Annotated in this window: 16 protein-coding genes; 12 read left to right on the top strand and 4 right to left on the bottom strand. The window is 47.9% G+C overall.

Annotation, left to right across the window (positions count from 1 at the left end):
• Positions 1 to 17 precede the first annotated feature (17 nt).
• Genes AC58QD_RS08510 through AC58QD_RS08500 form a run of 3 tightly spaced genes read left to right on the top strand, consistent with a single transcriptional unit; the run spans position 18 to position 2,084 of the window.
• Positions 18 to 839, top strand: a complete 822-nt coding sequence (locus AC58QD_RS08510) for a carbohydrate ABC transporter permease (RefSeq protein ID WP_497332025.1) — start codon at positions 18 to 20, stop codon at positions 837 to 839.
• Positions 836 to 1,537, top strand: a complete 702-nt coding sequence (locus tag AC58QD_RS08505) for a FadR/GntR family transcriptional regulator (RefSeq protein ID WP_497332023.1) — start codon at positions 836 to 838, stop codon at positions 1,535 to 1,537. The genes AC58QD_RS08510 and AC58QD_RS08505 overlap by 4 nt, the downstream gene beginning before the upstream one ends.
• A 31-nt stretch (positions 1,538 to 1,568) precedes the next feature.
• Complete coding sequence (locus AC58QD_RS08500; RefSeq protein ID WP_497332021.1) at positions 1,569 to 2,084, top strand: NanQ anomerase/TabA/YiaL family protein; 516 nt, start codon at positions 1,569 to 1,571, stop codon at positions 2,082 to 2,084.
• Here the strand turns inward: AC58QD_RS08500 and AC58QD_RS08495 are convergent.
• The 4 genes from AC58QD_RS08495 to AC58QD_RS08480 are packed head-to-tail and all read right to left on the bottom strand — an operon-like array spanning position 2,046 to position 6,239.
• On the bottom strand, positions 2,046 to 2,249 hold the full coding sequence (locus AC58QD_RS08495) for a CLC_0170 family protein (RefSeq protein ID WP_497332019.1): 204 nt from the start codon (positions 2,247 to 2,249) through the stop codon (positions 2,046 to 2,048). The two genes, AC58QD_RS08500 and AC58QD_RS08495, sit on opposite strands and share 39 nt — an antisense overlap.
• A 25-nt stretch (positions 2,250 to 2,274) precedes the next feature.
• Positions 2,275 to 3,510 carry a Ger(x)C family spore germination protein gene (locus AC58QD_RS08490; RefSeq protein ID WP_497332017.1) on the bottom strand — a complete coding sequence of 412 codons (1,236 nt, stop codon included), beginning with the start codon at positions 3,508 to 3,510 and terminating at the stop codon, positions 2,275 to 2,277.
• The gene (locus AC58QD_RS08485) at positions 3,479 to 4,600 is read right to left on the bottom strand and encodes a GerAB/ArcD/ProY family transporter (RefSeq protein WP_497332015.1); all 1,122 of its coding nucleotides are present in this window, start codon (positions 4,598 to 4,600) and stop codon (positions 3,479 to 3,481) included. Before AC58QD_RS08485 ends, AC58QD_RS08490 begins: the two co-directional genes overlap by 32 nt.
• A 37-nt stretch (positions 4,601 to 4,637) precedes the next feature.
• A complete protein-coding gene (locus tag AC58QD_RS08480) occupies positions 4,638 to 6,239 on the bottom strand; it encodes a spore germination protein (RefSeq protein WP_497332013.1) in 1,602 nt (533 codons plus the stop codon).
• Between the two features lie 257 nt (positions 6,240 to 6,496).
• Here AC58QD_RS08480 and AC58QD_RS08475 point away from each other — a divergent pair, with 257 nt between their 5' ends.
• The 9 genes from AC58QD_RS08475 to AC58QD_RS08435 all read left to right on the top strand — a co-directional run bounded on the left by AC58QD_RS08475 (position 6,497) and on the right by AC58QD_RS08435 (position 21,465).
• Positions 6,497 to 8,689, top strand: coding sequence for an ABC transporter ATP-binding protein (locus AC58QD_RS08475; RefSeq protein WP_497332011.1), 2,193 nt, complete (start codon positions 6,497 to 6,499; stop codon positions 8,687 to 8,689).
• Positions 8,686 to 9,183 carry a DUF1854 domain-containing protein gene (locus AC58QD_RS08470; RefSeq protein WP_497332009.1) on the top strand — a complete coding sequence of 166 codons (498 nt, stop codon included), beginning with the start codon at positions 8,686 to 8,688 and terminating at the stop codon, positions 9,181 to 9,183. Before AC58QD_RS08475 ends, AC58QD_RS08470 begins: the two co-directional genes overlap by 4 nt.
• 209 nt (positions 9,184 to 9,392) lie before the next feature.
• Positions 9,393 to 9,917: a PadR family transcriptional regulator gene (locus AC58QD_RS08465; protein ID WP_497332007.1), complete on the top strand. Its 525-nt coding sequence runs from the start codon at positions 9,393 to 9,395 to the stop codon at positions 9,915 to 9,917.
• Between the two features lie 13 nt (positions 9,918 to 9,930).
• Positions 9,931 to 10,395 (top strand): DUF2269 family protein, encoded by a 465-nt coding sequence (locus tag AC58QD_RS08460; RefSeq protein ID WP_497332005.1) that lies wholly within the window; start codon positions 9,931 to 9,933, stop codon positions 10,393 to 10,395.
• A 310-nt stretch (positions 10,396 to 10,705) separates the two neighbouring features.
• Entirely contained in the window at positions 10,706 to 12,994 is a 2,289-nt protein-coding gene (locus AC58QD_RS08455) for a helix-turn-helix domain-containing protein (RefSeq protein ID WP_497332003.1), read from the top strand.
• Positions 12,995 to 13,254: 260 nt separating this feature from the next.
• Positions 13,255 to 14,862 (top strand): extracellular solute-binding protein, encoded by a 1,608-nt coding sequence (locus tag AC58QD_RS08450; protein ID WP_497332001.1) that lies wholly within the window; start codon positions 13,255 to 13,257, stop codon positions 14,860 to 14,862.
• Positions 14,863 to 14,950: 88 nt separating this feature from the next.
• The gene (locus AC58QD_RS08445; RefSeq protein ID WP_497331999.1) at positions 14,951 to 15,850 is read left to right on the top strand and encodes an ABC transporter permease; all 900 of its coding nucleotides are present in this window, start codon (positions 14,951 to 14,953) and stop codon (positions 15,848 to 15,850) included.
• Positions 15,851 to 15,864: 14 nt separating this feature from the next.
• Positions 15,865 to 16,731: a carbohydrate ABC transporter permease gene (locus tag AC58QD_RS08440; RefSeq protein ID WP_497331997.1), complete on the top strand. Its 867-nt coding sequence runs from the start codon at positions 15,865 to 15,867 to the stop codon at positions 16,729 to 16,731.
• 63 nt (positions 16,732 to 16,794) lie between these two features.
• Positions 16,795 to 21,465 (top strand): CBM96 family carbohydrate-binding protein, encoded by a 4,671-nt coding sequence (locus AC58QD_RS08435; RefSeq protein WP_497331995.1) that lies wholly within the window; start codon positions 16,795 to 16,797, stop codon positions 21,463 to 21,465.
• Positions 21,466 to 21,493 lie beyond the last annotated feature (28 nt).

The following is a 21,493-nucleotide window of genomic DNA, read 5'->3' as shown; positions in this document are numbered from 1 at the left end:
AGCGGGGGGTAGAACAGATGGTCAAAATAGTATTGAAATGGGCTTCGAATTTCATCCTGTACGCCCTTGCCGCTTTTTTCTTATTCCCGCTTTATTGGATGATAACCGGTTCGTTCAAGGATCAATCAACAACAATCAAGATCCCACCGGAATTTTTCCCATCCAATCCGACTCTGATTAATTATTTGCAGCTGACAGAGAACAGTATGATCTACTATTGGCTGCTGAATAGCGTCTTGGTCGCCGTTATCTCCACGATTCTGGCTTGTTTGATCGCAACGATGGCAGGGTATGCGTTCACCAAGCATGAGTTCACGGGCAGACTTGTGATATTCGGAGCAGTTATTACGACAATGCTGATCCCAAGACAGCTCGGACTTGTCCCTATGTTCTCGTTAATGGTCGATTTGAACTTGGTCAATACGTTGACGAGTGCCATTCTACCTGTGCTTGCGCTGCCATTCGGGGTGTTCCTGATGAAGCAGTTCAGCCAGACTGTACCTAAGGAGCTGCTAGAAGCAGGGAAAATGGACGGATGCAGTGAAATCGGATTGTTTACGAGAATATTCCTTCCGGTCGTGAAGCCAGGGGTTGGGGCGCTTGCGATATTTATTTTCTCGTTTGCCTGGAATGACTACTTGTGGCAATTGGTTATGCTCGGCGATAATAAGAAGATGACGATCAATGTAGGCATTTCTACGCTGATCAGTGAATATGTGGCGAACTACGGAGCACAAATGGCAGCTGCAACGCTTGGTTTCATCCCGATTTTCATCGTGTTCCTCACATTCCAGAAATATTTTGTCAAAGGCATCACCGTAGGAAGTGTTAAAGGATGACCTGGAGAGAAGGCGTGAAAATGTTAAAAACGGAGAAAGTTAATCTTTCCCAAACCGTAAGTGAACGGATTAAGGGCTATATTCTCAGTAATGAACTAAAAGAAGGAGACAAGCTGCCCTCCGAGAAACAGTTTATTGAAATGCTCGGCGTTAGTCGTACTGTTGTTCGCGAAGCATTGAAGTCTTTGGAGATGCTGGGAATTGTCAAAATAAAAACCGGAGATGGAATCTACGTAGATAGCTTGTCATTGAAACCGGTCATGGATCAGTTGTCCTTTCGGTTAAGGCAAAGTGAGACCAAGATGAAAGAATTGTGGGCTACCCGACGCATTCTTGAGCTTGGCGCAGTCGAGATGGCTATCGAGCGATACGATCTTGAATTAATTGAACGCATGGAATATTGGAATGACGAGATGGCGAAAAGAATCGAGCAGCGCCTGGTCCCCTCTGAAGAGGATCTTCAATTTCATCAGTGTTTGTTCAAGGCCACAGGGAACCAAACCTATTACCAATTCAGCGAAGTGCTGACTGATTTCTTTATCACGATCAGAGAGGTTCATTTCGGCAACGTGGATGATACCAAACTGTCGCTTGTAGAGCATCGGAATATTGTCAAAAAGATCAAGCTAAAAGATACGGATGGGGCCAAACGCGAGATGGAACATCATTTGCGGCCGCTCAGAAAATATATCGAATAAACTAGTTTACTAGTGTTAAAGGAGTCTTATCATGATCATAGGTCATATCGGTGAACGAGAGAGCGAGCATTTTTACTCCCCAGCACTAAACTCTGCATTGGAGTTTTTGCGGAACACGGATTTCACTAGTAGCGCTAACGGGAAAATCGAGATTGACGGTGCGAATTTGTTCGCTATTGTTTCCGAGATGAATACCCGATATGTGGAAGAAACGCTTGGTGAATCCCATGAACAACATACAGATATTCATTTCCTTGTTCAGGGAAGTGAACGAATTGGATTTACAGTATCGCCGCTCCAGTCCGCTGTGGATAGAGATTTATTAGAAACAGATGATGCTCTCCTGTACCGTGAGGTCCAAGAAGAATCATTCGTGCAGCTCCATCCAGGGATGTATGCAGTTTTCCAACCCGGAGAGATCCATCGCCCGGGATGCTGCGGGGGAGCCCCTGAGCTGATCCGCAAGGTAGTAGTAAAAATACACAACCGCTATCTGCAGGACATACCTTCACGCCCAAGTACGGTACGCCCAGAATCCCACAAATGACAAGATCCCGAATATAATATTAAACCAGCCCATAACACGGGCTATTTTTTTTTCCTTGTACATGGCCGCGAACTCGTAGCTCTTGACATCCAACACCAGAATCAATATCCCTGAAACGAGCCATAAAGTAATCGCGTAATTGATGAAGCCGATGGTTTCCGTCATAGTCTGGAGCCCCCGTTCCTTCCTGTTATTGAGCTTTCATTCCGACCCGGCGAACATTGGTGCTTACCTTGAATTCAACGGAAATATCCTTGTACATTTCCTGCCAACGCTCCTTGGTCCCGATCTGCTGATTCCAGTACCTAGGCTCTTTGGCTCGCACATATTCACCAAAACCGAAAATATCCGACCCTTTTTCCTGTGTTTTTTTAATCAATTCCTCGTAAGTTTTTACAAGGGATTCCGCGTTTTGTTGTTCAATTTTGGTGAGAATATCAGAGTTAATGACTGGAGCATGCTCATTCATTTTTTCCTCCAAGTTAATTTCAGTAAAGACGGTTACGGTGAAATGGGGGAGCCCTTCCCGAATTTGAAGCTCAAATTGCGATTTACGGTGGGTAGCATAGATGGTTACTGTTTCCTGAGTCCCTTCAATCTTAATAAACCCGCGGTATCCCGCTGGATTTAATCCTTTTATTCCCATATATCCAGCGATTTCGAACGGTTTCGTTGAACCTACCATATTCGGTCCTTGGAAATAGGCCAATCCTTGTATTTGAATGTTATCTTCTTTCATTAGTTCAACGTATGGGAGAAAAGCTTCCTGCCCTTTCTTAGAAGTATTGCTCCAGAACATACCGACGTAATCATAAGGGAATTTACCCAGCTTTACTGCGTTATCCAACGTCGACATCAGATACAGAGTAGGCACTCGTTCCAGTCTCGGAGCTGCTTTCATCAACTCTTCGGCAGGACCTTTCGATATCATCATCCAGGCCATTCTTCGTACTTCCGAGTTGCGCCTGAAGTAATCGTTCAAATTTTGCAAGCCTTTTCTGGCCACCTCCTCCGATACAACGATAACACGCAAATGCCCGAAGAACAGTCGGCCTGATATTTGCTGCTGCAGATTCATAATGGCATCATCGATCGTATGACCAACCACATCAATGACCCATAAGGTTTGCTTTCCGCCTGCGCTGCCTCCTCCGCTTTCTCCAGGTCCCAGCTGAATCCTTCCAGGGAGTGCAATCGCTACGGCAACACGTATCATATCTTTGTTCGGCGCAGGGAACGCTTCTCGAAGATGTGAAACCTCTTCCTCTTGTTCTTCGGCCTCTGGACCAGCAATGTCAACAGAAATACCCAAGACTACTGCACGTTCTTCAATTTCCAACCGATCCCAGCACCCCGTCAGGAAAGGAACGGCAAGCACGAGGAGACAGAGCACTTTAACCGCTTTTATTGATGGGCTTGTCCCCATAACGATCCCCTCTTTTCTTGCGAATGACTGAGATCACTAGTAATAGGGCTGGATAAACGATGGTAATAAAGAGTCCTATACGCCCGACGTTCTCAATGATAGAGTACATATCGATAATATTGCGAGGAAGCATAGCTGTAATAAAAACGATGGGCAGGATGAAAAAGGCGAGCATCTTGTGATTCTGTAAGCGAAACAGCTTGCTGATCGAATGAATGGTAAGAAAATAACTCGACAACAAAGTGGTGAATACAGCGGTCACCCAGACGGCAAGAAAGGCAGCATCCAGACGTTCCAGGATATTTGCAGGCAATGAAGTCGCCTTCGCTAACTCCAACGTGGGCCAAAGCAGCTTCTTGATCTCCTCCGAGCCGAATACGCTGACTGTGGCCACCACGGTCGTAACATAGAGCAATCCAGCAACGAGCATTCCCCAGATCGTTGCTTTCATTGCTTTCTCCGGTCGACGCATGGACGGGATCACCGTGGTCAGAATAAAGGAGCCTTGGAATAAGGCTGCTACTGTCAGAACTCCCGTAAACATACCCTTGGGTTCATTCCCCCAAATCGGTTGGAGGTTGATGATGTCAGCATTTTTCAACGAAAGTGCTACGATCACTATCGCGGGGCCTAATAAGGCTGGAAAATAAAAGTGATGAATGTAAGCAAACGTTGTGATGTTATTCCGAGTAGAAAAAGCAGCGAGTAAAAGCATGGCAATAACCGTGATTTCTAAAGGTGTCTTGGTAAGAACCGCAGTAACAACTACCTCTCCGAATTCACGTGCTGTTAGAGAGGTCAGAATAGCAAAAAACAGGATTATACAAGCACTTCCGATCCAAGAGGCCCATTTTCCAATAATATCCTCCCCATATTGAATAATCGTTTTGTTGGGAAACCGCATACCTAGCATGGCTACGAAGGACAACCCGATAAAGGAGAGTATCAATCCGAACAAGGTAAGGAGAGGAGCGCCCGAATCGGCAGCGCGAACAGCAAACAGAGGGAGCGGAAGTACCCCTACCCCTATAATAGTGCTTATAAGAATTGCTGCTGTCTGGATTACTGTGATATGTCGAGTCGGCTCCATACTGTTCATTCTCCTTCTAACTAGCTAGTCTAGGAATCTACATGTTATCCGTTGGGTTCTTATGCTCATCCGCACCATTGTCGTTCACTCTGGTTTTGTCTACAGGATGCAGGAAGGAAGGCCTATTCTTCATCCATGAGAGAGGTCCGCGTGCCAATAAATCTTTCATGCCTTCATAATTTCCAGGTACTAGCGGGCTCAAGTAAGGTACGCCAAAAGATTTTAAAGTAAGCAGGTGATTAGCAATGATAATCAAGCCGATCACAACGCCATATAGGCCAAAGATACCCGCCAATATAATGAGCGGGAAACGCAGAAGCCTCAGAGCAAGCGCCGCATTATAGGCCGGTGTCGCGAATGATCCGATGGTCGTTAACGCGATAATGACGACAGTGATAGGGCTTGCGAATCCGGCAGCTACCGCCGCCTGTCCGATAACCAGGACGCCTACAATAGATAGTGCGCCACCTACTTGCTGCGGCAATCGGATCGTAGCTTCCCTTAGTACCTCCATCGATATTTCGATTACTAGGACCTCTACAATGGCAGGAAAGGGGACACCGGCCCGTCCACCTGCCACGGCAACGGCGAACTCGGTCGGGATCAGCTCTGGATTGAAGGAAATAATCGCTACATAGAGCGCAGGGAATACAAGGGAAAACATTAGAGCTACAAGCCTGGCCATACGTACGGCGCTCATTAGCAGGAATCTTTCCGTATAATCTTCTACGGTTTGATAGAACTGACTAAAAACAGTAGGAACCAACAAGGCTAATGGAGAGCCGTCTACCATAATCGCAACTCTGCCCTCAAGCAGATTAGCTGCTACTTTATCCGGTCTCTCCGTATATTGAACTTGCGGGAAAGGGGAATAATGATTGTCCTCTATGTATTGCTCCAGATAACCTGAATCGAGGATAGCATCAACATCAATCTTGGACAGACGCTGATACACTTCCTTAACCGTATCAGGGTTTGTTATGCCTTCTATATAGCAGATTGCGACTTTGGATTTGGTTCTGCGGCCGATCTCTATGGTCTCAAAACGAAGATCGGGGGTTTGTAATCGGTAACGCAGCAGGGCAAGATTCGTTCCCAGCATCTCAATAAAGCCTTCACGGGGACCACGGATAACCTGCTCCGTTGCCGGCTGATCTACAGCCCGTTTATCAATACTCCGTGTGCCAATCAAAAGGGCTTCATCCAAGCCTTCTATAACGACAACCGTCTCACCACGAGAAATGCCTGCTATTAATTTGGCCAGCTGCGATTCTAGTTTCCCTTCACTATGGTACAAGGTATCGTTGAATAGAATATCCTTTAACTGATCAACCTCTATCAATCTTCCTTCCAGATGAGCAGGCACGTACATCAATGGTTTTAATATAGTAGTATTAATCAAGCCCTGATCAATCATATTGGCATAATAGAACATGACGGCAGGATGCTTACCGAATACATGAAAACGACGCATTACAAAGTCGCCGTTCACGCCTAATAGACGATCGACAAATGTGATGGTCTCCTCCAGATTTCTACTGACTCTCTCATTCTGATATTCATTCAAAATTTGATCAGGAGCAGGAGCGTTCCGGATTATCTGTTTCCTCGGCTTTCTGAACGACTTGAATATCGACATTTTCACACCTCCTCCTGCAAATTCTATTAACATCACGAAGAAGCTAGCGATTTATGCTATGTTTCCATCTTTGACATATAAACCGCGGTTTAAACGGATGTATCAAAATTAATAGAGTTAGGATTCATTCTTTGATAAAGATTCACTTTAATCAAAATTTACCCCAAAACTAGATACCAATAAGTTCCAATCGTTGTTACAATGAGGAAGTGCTTGCATGGAAAAGATTTCGGTTTGGACAAAAGGAGGACCAGCATTTGAGCGTTTTGGAACAAGAATTAACTAGAACCCAAGCGAATTCAGGAACAGGTAGAACTGTCTTGACTGTGCAGACGAATTTGTCGGACACGGGACAACCTGGAGAAACTACTCTTGACATCCGAGACAACGGGGTTTACATCCGTAATGGCAATGGGGAAGAACGTGTATTAGTTTTAGAGCGAATGAAAGAGGTCCGAATCGTTGCCGCCATCGGCGGCGGTGTTCTGATCGCCGATACGGAGGAAGAGGCTGTTGTTCTCGCGCGTTATACATCGGCGTTGAACAATCAGATGAACTTCGCCGCGAAGACGATGAATGCTCTAATCCGCAGCGAAGAACTGCCGGTGATGTCCTTGAAGGATTTGCCGCGGTTATGCGGGAGCTGTCAGAGTCGGCTTCCGGATGGCACGAACCTTTGTCCAAGCTGCTCGAATAAGGGGAAAATAATCGTCCGCTTACTCCGGTATGCGAAGCCCTACAAGCTCCAGATGGTTGTAGCCGCTCTGTTAATGATGGTTGCCACCTTGATGGAGCTCGTACCGCCCTATTTGACCAAAGTTATTGTCGACGATGTTCTCCAGCCCAAATCCGTGGGTGAAACGCTGATGTGGCTCGTAATTGCACTGGCTGGGACCCGGGTGATGCTGACCTTGATGCAGATGCTGCGCGGCTATATTGGCGTCTGGGTGGGCGGCAAGCTGATGGGAGACATTAGACGGGACACGTACCGTTCATTGATGAGCTTGTCCCTCAGCTTCTTCGACAGGAGGCAGACGTCCCAGTTCATCGGCCGCATCAATAGTGATTCGGAAGCGATGCGCCAGTTCCTCACGGACGGGATCATCTGGATTACAGGACAAGTATTAATGCTAGTAGCGATCATCAGTGTAATGGTCAGCCTTGATTGGAAGTTAGCGCTGCTGGCGCTTCTCCCGACACCTTTGGTGTTGTTCGCTTCCATGGGCATTTGGCCGATCATACATAAGCTTTGGTACAAACAATGGCGGGCTATGAACCGAATCAATATGCTCGTAGGAGATGCGCTTCAAGGCATTCGGGTCGTAAAAGCATTCGGACAGGAGTCCTCAGAACGGAGCCGATACGGGGACGCAAACGAGGAGCTTGTGAAGCAAGGGATTCGCATGGAGGGCATTTGGTCAGGTGTGTTTCCATTCTTCTCCCTTATTACGACGTCTGGTGCCCTGCTCGTCTGGTATTATGGCGGCTGGGGCGTAGTTCAGGGGGGATTGTCGCTCGGTACGCTGATAGCATTTACAGTGTATTTGAACATGTTCTTCGGGCCTCTGCAGTGGTTCAGTCAGGCTATGAACTGGACCAGCCGGGCATTAGCCGCAGCCGATCGAGTGTTTGAGATTATGGATACCCAGACGGACGTGCCTACTTCGTCCAACGCACGCACGATTCCACGAGTGGAGGGCAAGGTGGAGCTTGTCCAGGTTACTTATGGGTACGAGAAGCATCATCCCGTACTGAAGGATGTTAATCTGAAGGTCGAGCCGGGCGAGATGATCGGATTGGTGGGACACTCCGGTGCCGGCAAGTCCACGATGATTAACATGATCTGTCGGTTCTACGATCCCGATCAGGGTGAGATCCGTGTCGATGGGGTTCCCCTGAAAGAGATCGACCAGGAAGACCTGCGCAAGCAAATCGGAGTAGTCCTGCAGGAAACGTTCCTGTTCGATGGAACGGTTGCGGAGAATATCGCTTATTCCAAGCCGGACGCGACCCCTATCGAGATTATGCGGGCGGCCAAAATCGCGAACGCACATGACTTCATTGTTCGCATGCCGGACGGGTATGACACTCGAGTGGGAGAGAGAGGTCATCGGTTGTCCGGAGGGGAGAAGCAGCGGATCGCCATTGCACGCGCTATCGTGCATGATCCGCGAATTCTCATTCTCGATGAAGCAACAGCATCTGTCGATACGGAGACGGAGCGGCAAATCCAGGAGGCGATCTCCCGACTGGTGAAGGGGCGAACAACGTTTGCAATCGCGCACCGTTTGTCTACCTTGCGGAACGCAGACCGGCTCGTTGTGCTGGATAAAGGGAAGATTGCCGAGATCGGAACGCATGACGAGCTGCTCGAGCAGCAAGGCATTTATTACAAGCTCGTGGAAGCGCAGAAAGAAATGTCGAAGATTCGGGGGGTTGAGGCCGGATGAAGGAGCTCTACGATATTACTTTGCTTGAGCCGGCGAAGGCTCACTTCGTACGCTCGCCGGGAGGTATGCTGACTCTTGATACGGGATCGGATTTTTATCCTGAAATACTGCTTTATCGGGCATTTCCTTTGTCCATGCAAGAGCGTTTTATATCCGTACGCAATGCCAAAGGGGAAGAGCTTGGCGTGATTGAGGATTTGGCTGAGCTGCAACCGGACAGCCGAGAGGCTGTGCGAATGGAGTTGAGCTTTCGGTATATGATTCCGAAGGTGACCCGGATATTGAAGATCAAGCAGCTTCCGGGAATGTGGCGATGGGATATGGAGACGACGCTAGGTCCGATTAAGCTGACGATGCGCAACCTTCATGAACATGTGCAGCGAGTAGGTCAAACGGGGCTGCTGCTGACGGATCTGGATGGGAACCGTTGTGAAATTACTGACACGGAGAACCTGGATGCCAGCAGCCGAAGGCTGCTCGGGCAAGTATTTTGACCCTGTGAACTTATTAGTGCTATTAAGGATCATTAAGGCTGCTGGATGGTTTTCCATCTTGCGGCCTTTTTTTAACGGATAGGGAGTCCTAGCATTGAGTTCCACTAGGCAGTTGTCGGATTTACTTGATTTTTCCACCCTTTTGAACTATATTAATAATATTAATATGAATAATATGAATATAGCAACAAGAAGGGAGTTTCCAATCGATGCAATTGCAGGCCAAATACGTAGCACTCGCATTACTTAATAAACGGCCTATGACCGGATATGAGATTAAAAAGGAGTTTGAAGGGACGATCTCGTTTTTCTTTGATGGGAGCTACGGGAGTGTGTATCCGACACTGAAGAATCTCGAGAAGGAGGGCTGTATAGAGAAGCAGACGATTGTACAGGATGATCGTCCGAACAAGAACGAGTACTCCATTACAAGTGCAGGAAAGGAGCTGCTTGCTCAGTATTACAAGGAGCCGTTGCTGGAGGATCAGGTGAGGTCGGATTTATGTATGCGATTGTTTTTTGGAGAAAAGGAATCTGCAGAAGATGTGAGGTCTTGGATCGAGCAAGGACTGAAGCAGCACGAGAGTAAGCTGAGTATATTGCAGGACATTCATAATGAGCATCATCAGCATATGCCGAAGCATCAGCTTCTGTCACTGACGATTGGTCTGCGGTATCATCAAGCCAAAATTGCAGCGCTGCAAGAGTGTTTGGAGCTGTTGAATTCGAATTGAGGAGGATGGAGACATGGGTATCCTAATATTCCTGCACGTGTTAGGAGTTGTGTTATTCCTTGGAAATATAGTTACGGCAGCTTTCTGGAAGCTGTCTGCGGAGCGGAGCAAGGATACTGCGCATCTGGTACGAGTAACTCGCAACGTGATGAAGGCTGATTACTGGTTCACGCTGCCGGGTGTAATTATGCTGCTGGCTACGGGGCATATTATGGCGACTATTCGAGGGTATTCCTTCATGGAATGGAGCTGGATGACGATTTCCGAAGCGCTGTTCGTTATTAGCGGCGTGATCTGGCTAATTATTCTAATCCCCGTGCAGCGCAGGATGATCAAGGAAAGCGCGCTCGCCGCTTCGAAGAATAGCCCCTTATCTGCAGCTTATTGGAAAGCGTCCCGCACTTGGGATGTGTTCGGCACCCTTGTCATATTGCTTCCGCTTGCTGTGTTGTATCTGATGATGACGAAGCCTTTTTGATTCCAACGCTAAGCCGTTACAAAAGATAGGTCGATTATGGTCAGATTTCTTAACATGCCTTTTGCTATGGGCCAATATGGTCGTTCGTAGATGAGGTTAAATTGCTGCAATAAATAGTAACAAGGCCCACCACGCCTCTTGACGATGCGTACCATGGTGGGCTTTTTATTGTTTTGCTGCTAGAGAATGACATCCAGCCAAACAAGAAGCGGGGTGCGATGAATTGCTCCAAATCATTGCCTGCCTCCTCACAATCGGATAAACTGTAAGCAACCAAGAATGCATAACAATAGTTCATCAGAGGAAAAGCGTGGTGGGGGCATTGACGTTCAAACGAAGGCTTGTCATTTATTCCATTCTAATTAGCACAATCCCCGTTCTTTTAGTCGGATGGCTGGCTACTGCCATTGCTTCAAGAAGCATCCAGGAGGAAGTTCATCTCAATCATCAGATGCTGCTGAAGCAAATCGAATATCGGTTGGAACAAATGATGAACAACCTGAATACCCAAGCGGTGTTAATTACTACGAATGCTCTTGTGGAAAGGGCTATTGAATACGGTCCATCCGAAGGGACCAATGTAGACGAAGCCATGGCGCTTCAGGAAACGCTCAAGAAACAATCGAATTATTCTACGATTCGTTACGATATCTCACTAATCTACCGCAAATACGACTATGTATACTCAACTACCCGACAATCGACTCCCTTTAAAGCTTCTCAGTACGATACGATTCTGACCAATATGCCCATCAAACGGAACTCCCCTCTCGTGGTGACTCCCAATATGTATGGCAATAAAGGAATTATCCTGATGAGGCCCGTCCCTTATCATTCCTACTACACGGAAGGGATCGTTGCCCTGAATGTAGCACCTGACGAAATGAGCAAATTGTTGGAGGACAGCGGTACAGAACCGAATTATCACAGTGATGTACTAGTAGTAGATGCCAATGGCAGGATCATGATCAGCAACACCGGGAACAATATCGGTTCCCAATTAATGTCTTCCTCCGAGCTGTACAGGTTCTGGAGAAATCCACAGGAGGAAAGCGCTGTTTTTGTTCAAAATGGACAAAAGGTTAAGCTTACTGCACTGAATGTGCCGAGTTATGATTGGACCATACTCGCCATGACCCCGCTCGAGCAATTGAATGCTAAAGCCAATCGTATCCAACAGATCACCTGGGGGATGATCTTGTTATTAACGCTATTCTGGCTGCTTGTCTCCTTCACAGGCACACGTCATATTCATGCTCCAATCGAGAAGCTTTTGAAGCGGGTAACTCCTGGGAACAGCAACAATACGTATTCCGGCGATGGACTCTCGGTTCTGGAATCGCTTCTTAACGATACGATTCGTGACAACAAGGTGCTGCAGCAGCAGTTTAATGTGCATCTGCCTTCCTTGCAGGAGAACATGTCGCATCATTTGGTGTGGGGCGATATGTCGGAAGCCGAAATTCAGCAGAAGGCGAATCAGCTGGGGCTCTCGCTCAAGGGTGCACATTACCGTGTGCTTCTAATCGTAGTGGACAACTTATCCAGCTTCACGAATACTTACCAGGGAAGAGATCAGTCTTTGATTCACTATACATTGCGTAAAATGGTTGAGGAAATATGCGAAGTCAGAAATTCCTGCATTGCCTTTACCCCGCAACCGGGGCAAGTGGCTGTAATTGTAGGCGAAGCAGAGCATGATGCAGCATCGGAGAACGATCAAACACTGCTTCATACGGCATCTGAAATCCGGCAAGCGGTCGAAACTTATTGCAGATTTACAGTAACGGTCTGCATCAGCAGCAGCCAAACGGGCTCTACAGGTATTCGTCAATGTTACAGTGAAGCATTGGAGCTGTCCGCCTTTCGAATGCTCATGGGACCGAATGCGACGATCACCGAGCATATGCTCGAGCCTTCGATGAAGCAGTACTCCAGAGAAATTATTGGATTACAGAAAAAAATGCTGTCGAGTCTCCTTGCAGGAAATTTGGAAGAGGCTAATGATTATCTGGTTCAGTTAACCGAACAGATCGGACATACGGTGCATCATCCGGAAGCAGCGCGAGGCATTTATGCTCACTTCCTGGTCGAGCTAGATTCCTATTTACATGAATTGGGTTATGAGCTTCAAGGGATGTTTCAAGGAAATCTTCATTCACAGCTATACCGTTATGATACCGTTGCCAAGATTCAAGAATGGCTGTCTAAGGAAGTATTTACAGTCGTAGTCGCATCCCTGGAAGAAATCAAAGTATCCAAGCAGGATAAAGCGGTCCTCTCGGTACTTCAGAGCATTAATGAGAATTGGGACGCAGACCTCATGCAAATCGCCAGTCAGCATAACATCTCGGTTCCGAATCTTAGCCGGGCTTTCAAGGAGAAGACGGGTGAGACCTTTTCAGACTATATGATCCGTTCGCGAATGACCAAAGCCCAGGAATGGCTCACTCTCACCCGCATCCCGATTATGGAAATCGCCGAACGGCTGCACTATTCCAATGTCCAAAACTTCAACCGAACCTTCAAGCAATTCACGGGGATCACGCCGGGCAAATATCGCAATCAGCCGGAAGAGGAATCAAAAGAAATGCTCTAAAGATGCGGGAATTCGCAGGCAACATGCGGTTTCCGCGTTTTTTTTTAAATATAAGTCCCGGGGTCCCCGCAAAGTAATAGGAATAGGCTTCGAAGGCCTCACATCACTTTGTGGGGTTATTTTATCCTAACTTTCACCGAATAATCTTTGCTTTCACAGGCTTAAAAACGTGATTATTGCAGTTCATATTCCCGCACGGGTACGATGATCTCAGTCCGAAAGGGCCGCACAGTAAATGTGAAAACGAAAGGGGCAGAAATATGAAGGTCATGAAGAACAAGAGACTTGCAGCAACTATGCTTGCGATGATGCTGGCTTCAACATCCGTGTTGGCGGCATGCTCTACGACAAACTCCAATACGCCGGCAGAAGGAAGCAAGGAGACGGCAAAAGAGGAACCGAAGGCGCCGGTCAAGTTGAGTGTCCTGACCACTCACCTGAATTCCGAGTATGCCAAACAAGTTAAAACGGATGACGATCCCTACATCAAGGAATTATCCAAACTATCCGGTTACGACTTGAAGTTCGAATTTCTAGGTCATGCGGCGGACTACGATCAACAATTGACCGTTCGATTCGCCTCCAAAAATCTGGCGGATCTGGTTCGCACACCAAGCATTGAATACAAGAGTCACCCTGGCGCAGTAGATGAAGGCGTTTTCACAGAATTAGGGCCTCTACTAGATAAATATGGACCTAATATTAAGAAAAATGTTCCCAAAGAAGCATGGGATAGTCCGCTCGTCAGCAAAAACGGCAAAATATATGGAATTCCTGCGATAGGGGCGCTGCCTGCTTCCAAAGTGGTGTACGTTCGCCAAGATTGGTTAGACAAGCTCGGAATGAAGACACCGAAAACAGTCGATGAATACTTGACCTTCTTCGAAGCTGTCAAAACAAGTGACGTCAACGGGAATGGTGATCCGAACGATGAATACGGCTTGTATGTGCGCGAGAATATGACGTATGCTGATCTGTTCTTCAAGGAGTTCGGTGTCTCTCCTCACGCTTGGAATATGAGTAATGGACAGATGATTCCCGACATGATTCGTCCGGAGATGAAGGACGCGATCAAATTCTGGAAGATGCTTTATGATAAAGGATATGTCAATCCTAACCTGTTCACGAACAAGGGGGCGGATTGGAGTGCGGGTATACAGCAAGGGAAAGGCGCTATGTGGGTTCATGATGTTCAGAACTACAGTCTTGGCTGGGCGCCAAAAGTTTTCGTCAATCAACCGAATGCAAAAGTGGACATGATTGCTCCGCCAATTGGGCCGAAGGGCAATGGGGCTCTCAGCTTGCAATATGATGGTGTCTACTATGTTTGGGTAATCCCGACGTCATCCAAAAATGCAATTGAAGCGATTAAATTCCTCGATTGGGCATGGTCGGATAAAGCCGACAGATTCTTTGCCTACGGTGTCGAAGGGCTCAACTATAAGGTGGAGAATAACGCCGTTGTCTGGAATCAGCAAGTGTCCGTTGGCGGCGTAGCGACGAATCCTTCCTATTATCAAAGAATCATTAATATGCGCGGCGATGGTCTTATGAAGCCGGATGTCCTGAAATTTTCTCCTGATTTTGAAATGCTTACTAAAGGGATTGAAGTCGCCAAGAATGCCCTCATCAAGCATGACAGCTTGAACATGCCTACACCAAAAGCGTATGAAACGAATCCTGAGCTTGCTCATGGCAATGGGTATTCTGTAAGCGGTTTGTTCCTGGATATGTTCGCCAAGGTTGTTACGGGCAAGGAAGAGCTGGACCCGGCTTTTGATGCATTCGTCAAAGAGTGGAAGCGCCGCGGCGGCGATGCAGCGATCAAGGAAGCAACGGATTGGTATAACAAGAGCAAAGGTAAATAGAGAGTAGAGCAGCTAACGAGCCCGCAAAAATGAGCACAACTGTTTTTGCGGGTTTCTACTAACCATCGGATTCGGAAAGAGGGAGACTATGCTGAAAAAAGGACTGGGAAATGACAAATTGCTCGTCTTCCTGCTGATGCTTCCCGGCATTTTGCATTTCTTGATCTTCAAATATGTTCCGCTTGCGGGAAACGTAATTGCTTTTCAAGATTACAGCATGTTCAGGGGGATATGGGATAGCAATTGGGTCGGCCTCAAGCATTTTGTAACGATCTTTACTTACGAGGAGTTTTTCCAAGTTTTGCGCAATACGATTATGTTCAGCTTCATGTCGATTTTATTCGGATTTCCTGCTCCGTTAATTTTGGCGTTATTGTTGAATGAAGTTACGAAAATGTGGTTCAAGCGGTCCATTCAGACGCTGTTGTATTTGCCGCATTTTCTTTCCTGGGTCATTGTCGGAGGGATATTCATCAACCTCCTTTCGATTGATGGAGTGTTTAACTCTATCCTGTCTGCGCTTGGTATGGAGCGGATCGATTTCTTGACGAAATCGGAATATTTTCGGGGTATCATCGTATCGATCGGGATCTGGAAGGGCATTGGCTGGGGCACGATAATTTACTTGGCGGCATTAGCCGGCATTAATCCCAACCTGTATGAAGCGGCGGTTGTAGACGGAGCAGGAAGGTGGAAGCAGATGTGGCATATTACGCTGCCCTCGCTCATGCCGACCATTGTCGTGTTGTTCCTGCTGCAGATCGGAATGGTGTTGGAATCCAATGTAGAACAAATCTTGATCTTCCTTAATCCGTTAGTTCGCGATGTGGGCGAGGTTGTCGATACGTATGTATACCGGGTGGGCTTATTGAATGCGCAATTCAGCTACACGACAGCGATTGGCCTGTTCCAGTCCCTAATAGGACTCGTTCTAGTCATGTCGCTTAACGCATTGAGCAAGAAGACATCAGGCGAAAGTATTTATTAAGGGAGGTCGAATCAATGGTAACATCTAAATCAGACTGGGTTATATCAACCATTATCGGTCTTATCCTGACACTTGTCGCTCTATCCATGGTGGCTCCGCTTGTTCATTTACTGGCTGTATCCCTCAGCGATCCTATCTATGCCAATGCTAAGCTCGTTTATTTGTGGCCAAGAGGCTTTCATTTGAACGTGTACCAAACGATTGTAGGAATGGATGCTCTTTGGCGCTCAATGGGTGTTACGATCTTCATTACAATAGGCGGAACGCTGCTTCATCTGTTCTTTACTACATCCATGGCTTATGGACTGTCGAGACCATTTGCTCCAGGGAAGAAAATCATTCTTCGCCTCGTTCTGATCACGTTCATATTCTCGGCTCCGCTTATTCCAAGCTATTTGGTCATTAGCGCTCTTGGGTTGGAAAACACGTTATGGGTCTTGATGTTACCCGGAGCACTTAATGCGTTCGCAGTCATTATTATGAAGACGTTCTTCCAGGGACTGTCGTCCGAGCTGTTCGACGCCGCCAAGATTGACGGCTGCAGCGAACTTGGGATCTTTGCCCGAATTGCCCTGCCTTTATCAACAGCCGGAATCGCAACTCTAGCCTTGTTTCACTCCGTAGGCATCTGGAATTCCTATTTTGCAGCGCTCCTGTATATTCGCAGCAAGGAGCTGTTTCCGCTGCAGATTTTATTAAGAAGCCTGGTTGTCGAAGAGAATTCCAGTTTTCGGCCTGTTGCAGGTGAGGTTATCGTTTCCACACCTGAGATGATGAAGGCCGGAATTATATTGTTTGCTACGCTGCCGATTCTGATTGTTTACCCGTTTTTGCAAAAGTATTTTGTAAAAGGCGCCATGTTAGGTTCGTTGAAGGAGTAAAGTCGGTAGGCCAATGGGAGAGCGTGAGAAACCTAACTGGCCACATATCCAGGAGGATGAATAATGAAGAGGGTATTGATTGCATTACTGGTAATGTCCATCATGTTCAGCTTAATTCCCTTGCCTTCCGTTCGTGCAGCAGATGAATTCGATACGTTAAGGTTGAAATACCGCGACACCCTGACTGGAGGCTCCATCAACTCAGCCGATCCTTACATTGCTTCCAAGCTTGCTGCATTAGAGGCCGATACAACCGTGTATTGGTCCACGCAAAATGCGAATGGTGTCTGGGACGATTATGAAAGTCTAAGTGCGACTAATCCGGCTTATACAGCCTACACGTACAGACGTCTGAAGACGATGGCCTTAAGCTGGTCGCTTCAAGGCACTTCCTATTACAACAATAGCACGCTGCTAAGCGATATTATCCAGGGCCTGGATTGGTTGTATGCGAACCGATACAACGAGACAACCGTTCGATATGGAGGTTGGTGGTGGTGGGAAATCGGAACGCCGTTCGAAGTAAACGATGTTACCGTTCTGGTCTATGATCAGCTCACCTCCACACAGAGAACGAATTATATGAATGCTGTGCAGCAATTCGTGCCTGCCCCGGTACGAACGGGAGCGAACTTGACTGATGCCAGTAAAATCGTAGCTTTAAGTGGAATTCTTACTAAGAATGGAACAAGAATTCAAGCGGCTTCCGATGCATTAAGCCAAGTGTTTCCGTACGTAACGGCATTAGACGGCTTTTACAAGGACGGCTCATTCGTGCAGCATGAGGTGTATCCTTACGCAGGGGGATATGGCGAAGCGCTGTTGGCGAGCTTAAGTGTCACCCTGGATTTGCTAAGCGGCTCTACATGGGACAATACAAACCCCCAGAAAAGCAATGTCTACAACTGGGTGTTCGATACTTTCGAGACCGCTCTGAATAAAGGCTCGATGATGCAGGCTTTCATGGGCCGATCGCATGCCAGGTTTGCCAATTCGGGGATCATTTTGACGGCGGTCTATAATATCTCCCAGATGACAGGCAACACGAATAGCAACGAAATGAAGCGGCTTATCAAGTATCATGTGCAGAACAGCGACGAGAAGCTGATTTATGAAGGTCTTTCACTATATGCTTATTCCAGATTAAAACAAATTATGGACGATACGGGCATCGTGCCGAGACCTGTACCTGCAGGTAACTATACGTTCTATAATGAGGACGTAACCGTGCACCACACATCCGACTGGTCGCTAGCAGTCAGGAACCATTCCACGCGGATGGCGAATTTCGAAAGCTTCAGCGGCGCGAACAAGGAACCTTGGTATCAAGGCGATGGTGTGACGTATTTGTACACCGATGCCGACGATTATGTTGGTAATTATTTCACCACGGTGGATAACCATCGTCTGCCAGGTATTACGGTGGATGTGGATCGCGGAAGAGTGGACGTAAATCCGAGGTCTGAGCTGGGCGGCTTCCGCAGTGGCCAGAACTTTGTCGGCGGTGTAGAGCTGGAAGGCTTGTACGGCGTCACAAGCATGGACTTCAAGCAGCATAACTATAGCAATATGGATGTGGAAGCGAAGAAATCATGGTTTATGTTCGATGATGAGGTTGTTGCTGTAGGCTCGGGAGTATCGAGCACCTCAGGAAGAACGATTGAGACGATAGTCGACAATCGGGCGATTGACAGCGGAGGGCTCAATGCCTTGACGGTTAATGGTGTCGCTAAGTCTACAGGTACTGGCTGGTCGGAGACAATGTCCGCCACGAATTGGGCGCATCTTGAAGGGACAGGCGGCTACTATTTCCCAGGCGGCGCAACGATCAAAGGATTGAGGGAGCAAAGAGCCAGAGCCGCTCGCGAAATCAACGAAGCCAGCTTCCCCAGATACAGTGAATTTGACAGCGCCTACTTGAACTCGGCATGGAGATGGATTCGCGAGGATCAAACTCACTGGCAGATGAGCGGGACAGGCACACCTGATAACGAGCTGGTCATCACGACGCAGAATGGCACACTTGCAGGAGCGGTCAATTCCACTCGGAATATTCTAACCTTCGATGCTGCAAGCGGTGATTATTATGTGACGACGAAGCTGTCCTTCTCCCCGACTGCAGTGCAGCAGGAAGCAGGTCTTATCCTGTATTTGGACGACGATAACTATGTGTCGGTCTCCAGAGCGCGAACAGCCGCGGGGAATGTGCTCCTGGCCACGAATGAAGCAGCGGGAGTCACAACTGTGAATAGTGCTGCCGATATGCTAGGCAGTACCGTGTATCTCAAGCTGGATAAGGACGGCGATCAATATTCAGCCTACGCGAGCAGCGATGGAGTGAATTGGGGAACTCCAATCTTCACATACACCCGAACCTTCACGGTTCCGATTGGGCAGAAGCTGATGACCGGCTTGTACGCGCAGAACGGGAACGGGACAGGCGCATCGGAGATCGAAGCAAAGTTCGATCGGATCGATACGCTGCTGACGAACCATTATGTGACGATGTGGCAGGATCATGGCGTAGATCCGGTGGATCAAACTTACAGCTATGTGCTGCTGCCTACGATGTCAAGCAGCCAAGTCGCAAACTATGCTTCCAGTCCGGAAATTGAGATTATCGCTCAGACTGAAGAAATTCACGCGGTCAGAGATCATTCGCTCCAGACGCTCGGTGCTGTATTCTGGCAGCCAGGCGGGGGGACGGCAGATTATGTGTCCAGCCGAGACGCAAGCTCGGTCATGGTGCGCGACACAGGGACAGCGTTGAATGTAGCGATCTCAGATCCTACTCAGCAGCATTCCAAAATTGTGGTGGAGCTGAATAAGAGCGGAACGGGAATAGTAAGCAAAGATGCTGAGGTTACGGTCGTTCGACTCGCACCAACGATAATTCTCGAGGTGGATGTCAGCGGTGATCCGGGCAAGTCGTTCCAAGCCCAGCTATCGTATGACAGTGCGATTACAGCTCTGCCGTCCAACGCTCCAACGGGACTTGCAGGAACATTCAATCATAATGACGGAACCGTCGCCCTGGATTGGCACGACATGTCAGGAGCAACCAGCTACAAGGTATATAGAAGTACTGCAAGCGGGAGTGGATATACATTAGCTGCTTCGGGACTGACCTCGTCCGCCTATACGGATCATACGGCGGGAAGCCCTCCTTATTATTATAAGGTTACAGCAGCAGGAGCGAATGGGGAAAGCGCGTATAGCGAGGAATTGCTGGTGGAAAGTGATATTACACTGCGTCTCGAGCCAGTTGCCGACACCTATGTTCGTGATGGAGCTGACGCTGCGAACAATTTCGGCACCAATCCCCTCCTGGTTGTCAAACAGGCGAGTGCAAGCTCTCCGGGGTATAGCAGACATACATATCTCAAATTCGACCTATCGGAGGTTCAAGCAAGCCATATCGTATCGGCCAAATTGTACTTGAACGGCAGAGTAATCGATGGTTCATCGATTAATATGAGCGCCTATGGTGTAGATGATGACAGCTGGCAAGAGAGCCTGCTCAACTGGAATACGAAGCCGGCGATGGGTACCCTGCAATCGACTGTACTCGTGGATAATGCGGCCAATGAATGGAGGGCATTCGATGTAACCCCTTATACACAGAGCCAGTTCACAGGGGATCAAATAGTCAGCATCGGACTCAAGGCTCCTACTGGAGCGGGTACGAATTATGATAGCCGGGAGGGCGGTGTTAAGCCTTATCTCGAAATCAAGGTGAGCAAAGGAATAGAGATTCAACCTGCAGCCGATGCTTATGTGCGTGACGGCGCCTATGCGGCAATCAACTATGGAACCGATGCCTCCCTTGTCGTCAAGAGACAGCAAGTGCTCGATTACGCAAGACAATCTTACTTGAAATTCGATCTGAGTACTTTGAAGGGTGCCAGGATTGAGTCTGCGAAGCTGTACGTAAACGGAAGAGTAGTGGATGGAACGGGAACGACCTCTAATGTGGAAGCGCATGGAGTCGATGATGACAGCTGGACGGAGAGCGGTATTACCTGGAATAACAAGCCTGCATTAAGCTCGCTGCAATCGACTGTGACTATAGACAGCTATGCGAATGAATGGCGGGAATTCGATGTGACAGCGTATTTACAGGCACAATTTGCAGGTGATCAAACTGCTACAATCGGACTGAAGGATCTAGGCGGTTACGGTTCGATCTTTGCCAGTAAAGAGGGGAGTGCCAAGCCATACGTCCGCATCATTATGGCAAATTCACTAGCACCCGCGGCCGATGCTTATGTACGTGACGGCACATATGCGGGCATCAACTATGGTTCCGACCCCTCACTTGTGGTCAAGAAGATCGGTTCAACCAGTTACGCGAGGCAAGCTTATGTGAAGTTCGATCTGAATCATGTGAACGGGGCAAATGTGACATCTGCCAAGCTCTATGTCTATGGTAAAGTTGTCGATGGCGTGGGTACAACATCTAACGTGGAGGCGCATGGAGTGAGTGATGACAGCTGGACGGAGAGTGGCATCAATTGGAATAACAAGCCTGCATTAAGCTCGCTGCAGTCCACTGTGAACATTGACAGCATAGCCAACGGATGGCGGGAGTTCGATGTGACAGCCTACGTACAAAGTCAGCTTGCCGGCGATAAGAAAGTGACGATTGGACTGAAGGACTTGGGCGGTTACGGCTCTATCTTTACAAGCAAGGAAGGGGCTATGGCTCCGTACTTAAGCTTCACTACCAATTAAGCGAGGGTTACTACCCTGGCTTCAGGAG

The organism is Paenibacillus sp. J2R1T-4 (assembly GCF_059692235.1).
Note: the sequence above shows the minus strand (reverse complement) of the source record. Positions and strands in the feature narration are given on the sequence as shown.

Excerpts from the sequence above, each read along its gene's own strand:
- AC58QD_RS08440 (WP_497331997.1), top strand. The coding sequence starts at position 15,865 with ATGGTAACATCTAAATCAGACTGGGTTATATCAACCATTATCGGTCTT.
- AC58QD_RS08460 (WP_497332005.1), top strand. The coding sequence starts at position 9,931 with ATGGGTATCCTAATATTCCTGCACGTGTTAGGAGTTGTGTTATTCCTT.
- AC58QD_RS08495 (WP_497332019.1), bottom strand. The coding sequence starts at position 2,249 with ATGACGGAAACCATCGGCTTCATCAATTACGCGATTACTTTATGGCTC.
- AC58QD_RS08450 (WP_497332001.1), top strand. The coding sequence starts at position 13,255 with ATGAAGGTCATGAAGAACAAGAGACTTGCAGCAACTATGCTTGCGATG.
- AC58QD_RS08500 (WP_497332021.1), top strand. The coding sequence starts at position 1,569 with ATGATCATAGGTCATATCGGTGAACGAGAGAGCGAGCATTTTTACTCC.
- AC58QD_RS08470 (WP_497332009.1), top strand. The coding sequence starts at position 8,686 with ATGAAGGAGCTCTACGATATTACTTTGCTTGAGCCGGCGAAGGCTCAC.
- AC58QD_RS08480 (WP_497332013.1), bottom strand. The coding sequence starts at position 6,239 with ATGTCGATATTCAAGTCGTTCAGAAAGCCGAGGAAACAGATAATCCGG.
- AC58QD_RS08485 (WP_497332015.1), bottom strand. The coding sequence starts at position 4,600 with ATGGAGCCGACTCGACATATCACAGTAATCCAGACAGCAGCAATTCTT.
- AC58QD_RS08435 (WP_497331995.1), top strand. The coding sequence starts at position 16,795 with ATGAAGAGGGTATTGATTGCATTACTGGTAATGTCCATCATGTTCAGC.
- AC58QD_RS08445 (WP_497331999.1), top strand. The coding sequence starts at position 14,951 with ATGCTGAAAAAAGGACTGGGAAATGACAAATTGCTCGTCTTCCTGCTG.
- AC58QD_RS08465 (WP_497332007.1), top strand. The coding sequence starts at position 9,393 with ATGCAATTGCAGGCCAAATACGTAGCACTCGCATTACTTAATAAACGG.
- AC58QD_RS08510 (WP_497332025.1), top strand. The coding sequence starts at position 18 with ATGGTCAAAATAGTATTGAAATGGGCTTCGAATTTCATCCTGTACGCC.
- AC58QD_RS08505 (WP_497332023.1), top strand. The coding sequence starts at position 836 with ATGACCTGGAGAGAAGGCGTGAAAATGTTAAAAACGGAGAAAGTTAAT.
- AC58QD_RS08490 (WP_497332017.1), bottom strand. The coding sequence starts at position 3,510 with ATGGGGACAAGCCCATCAATAAAAGCGGTTAAAGTGCTCTGTCTCCTC.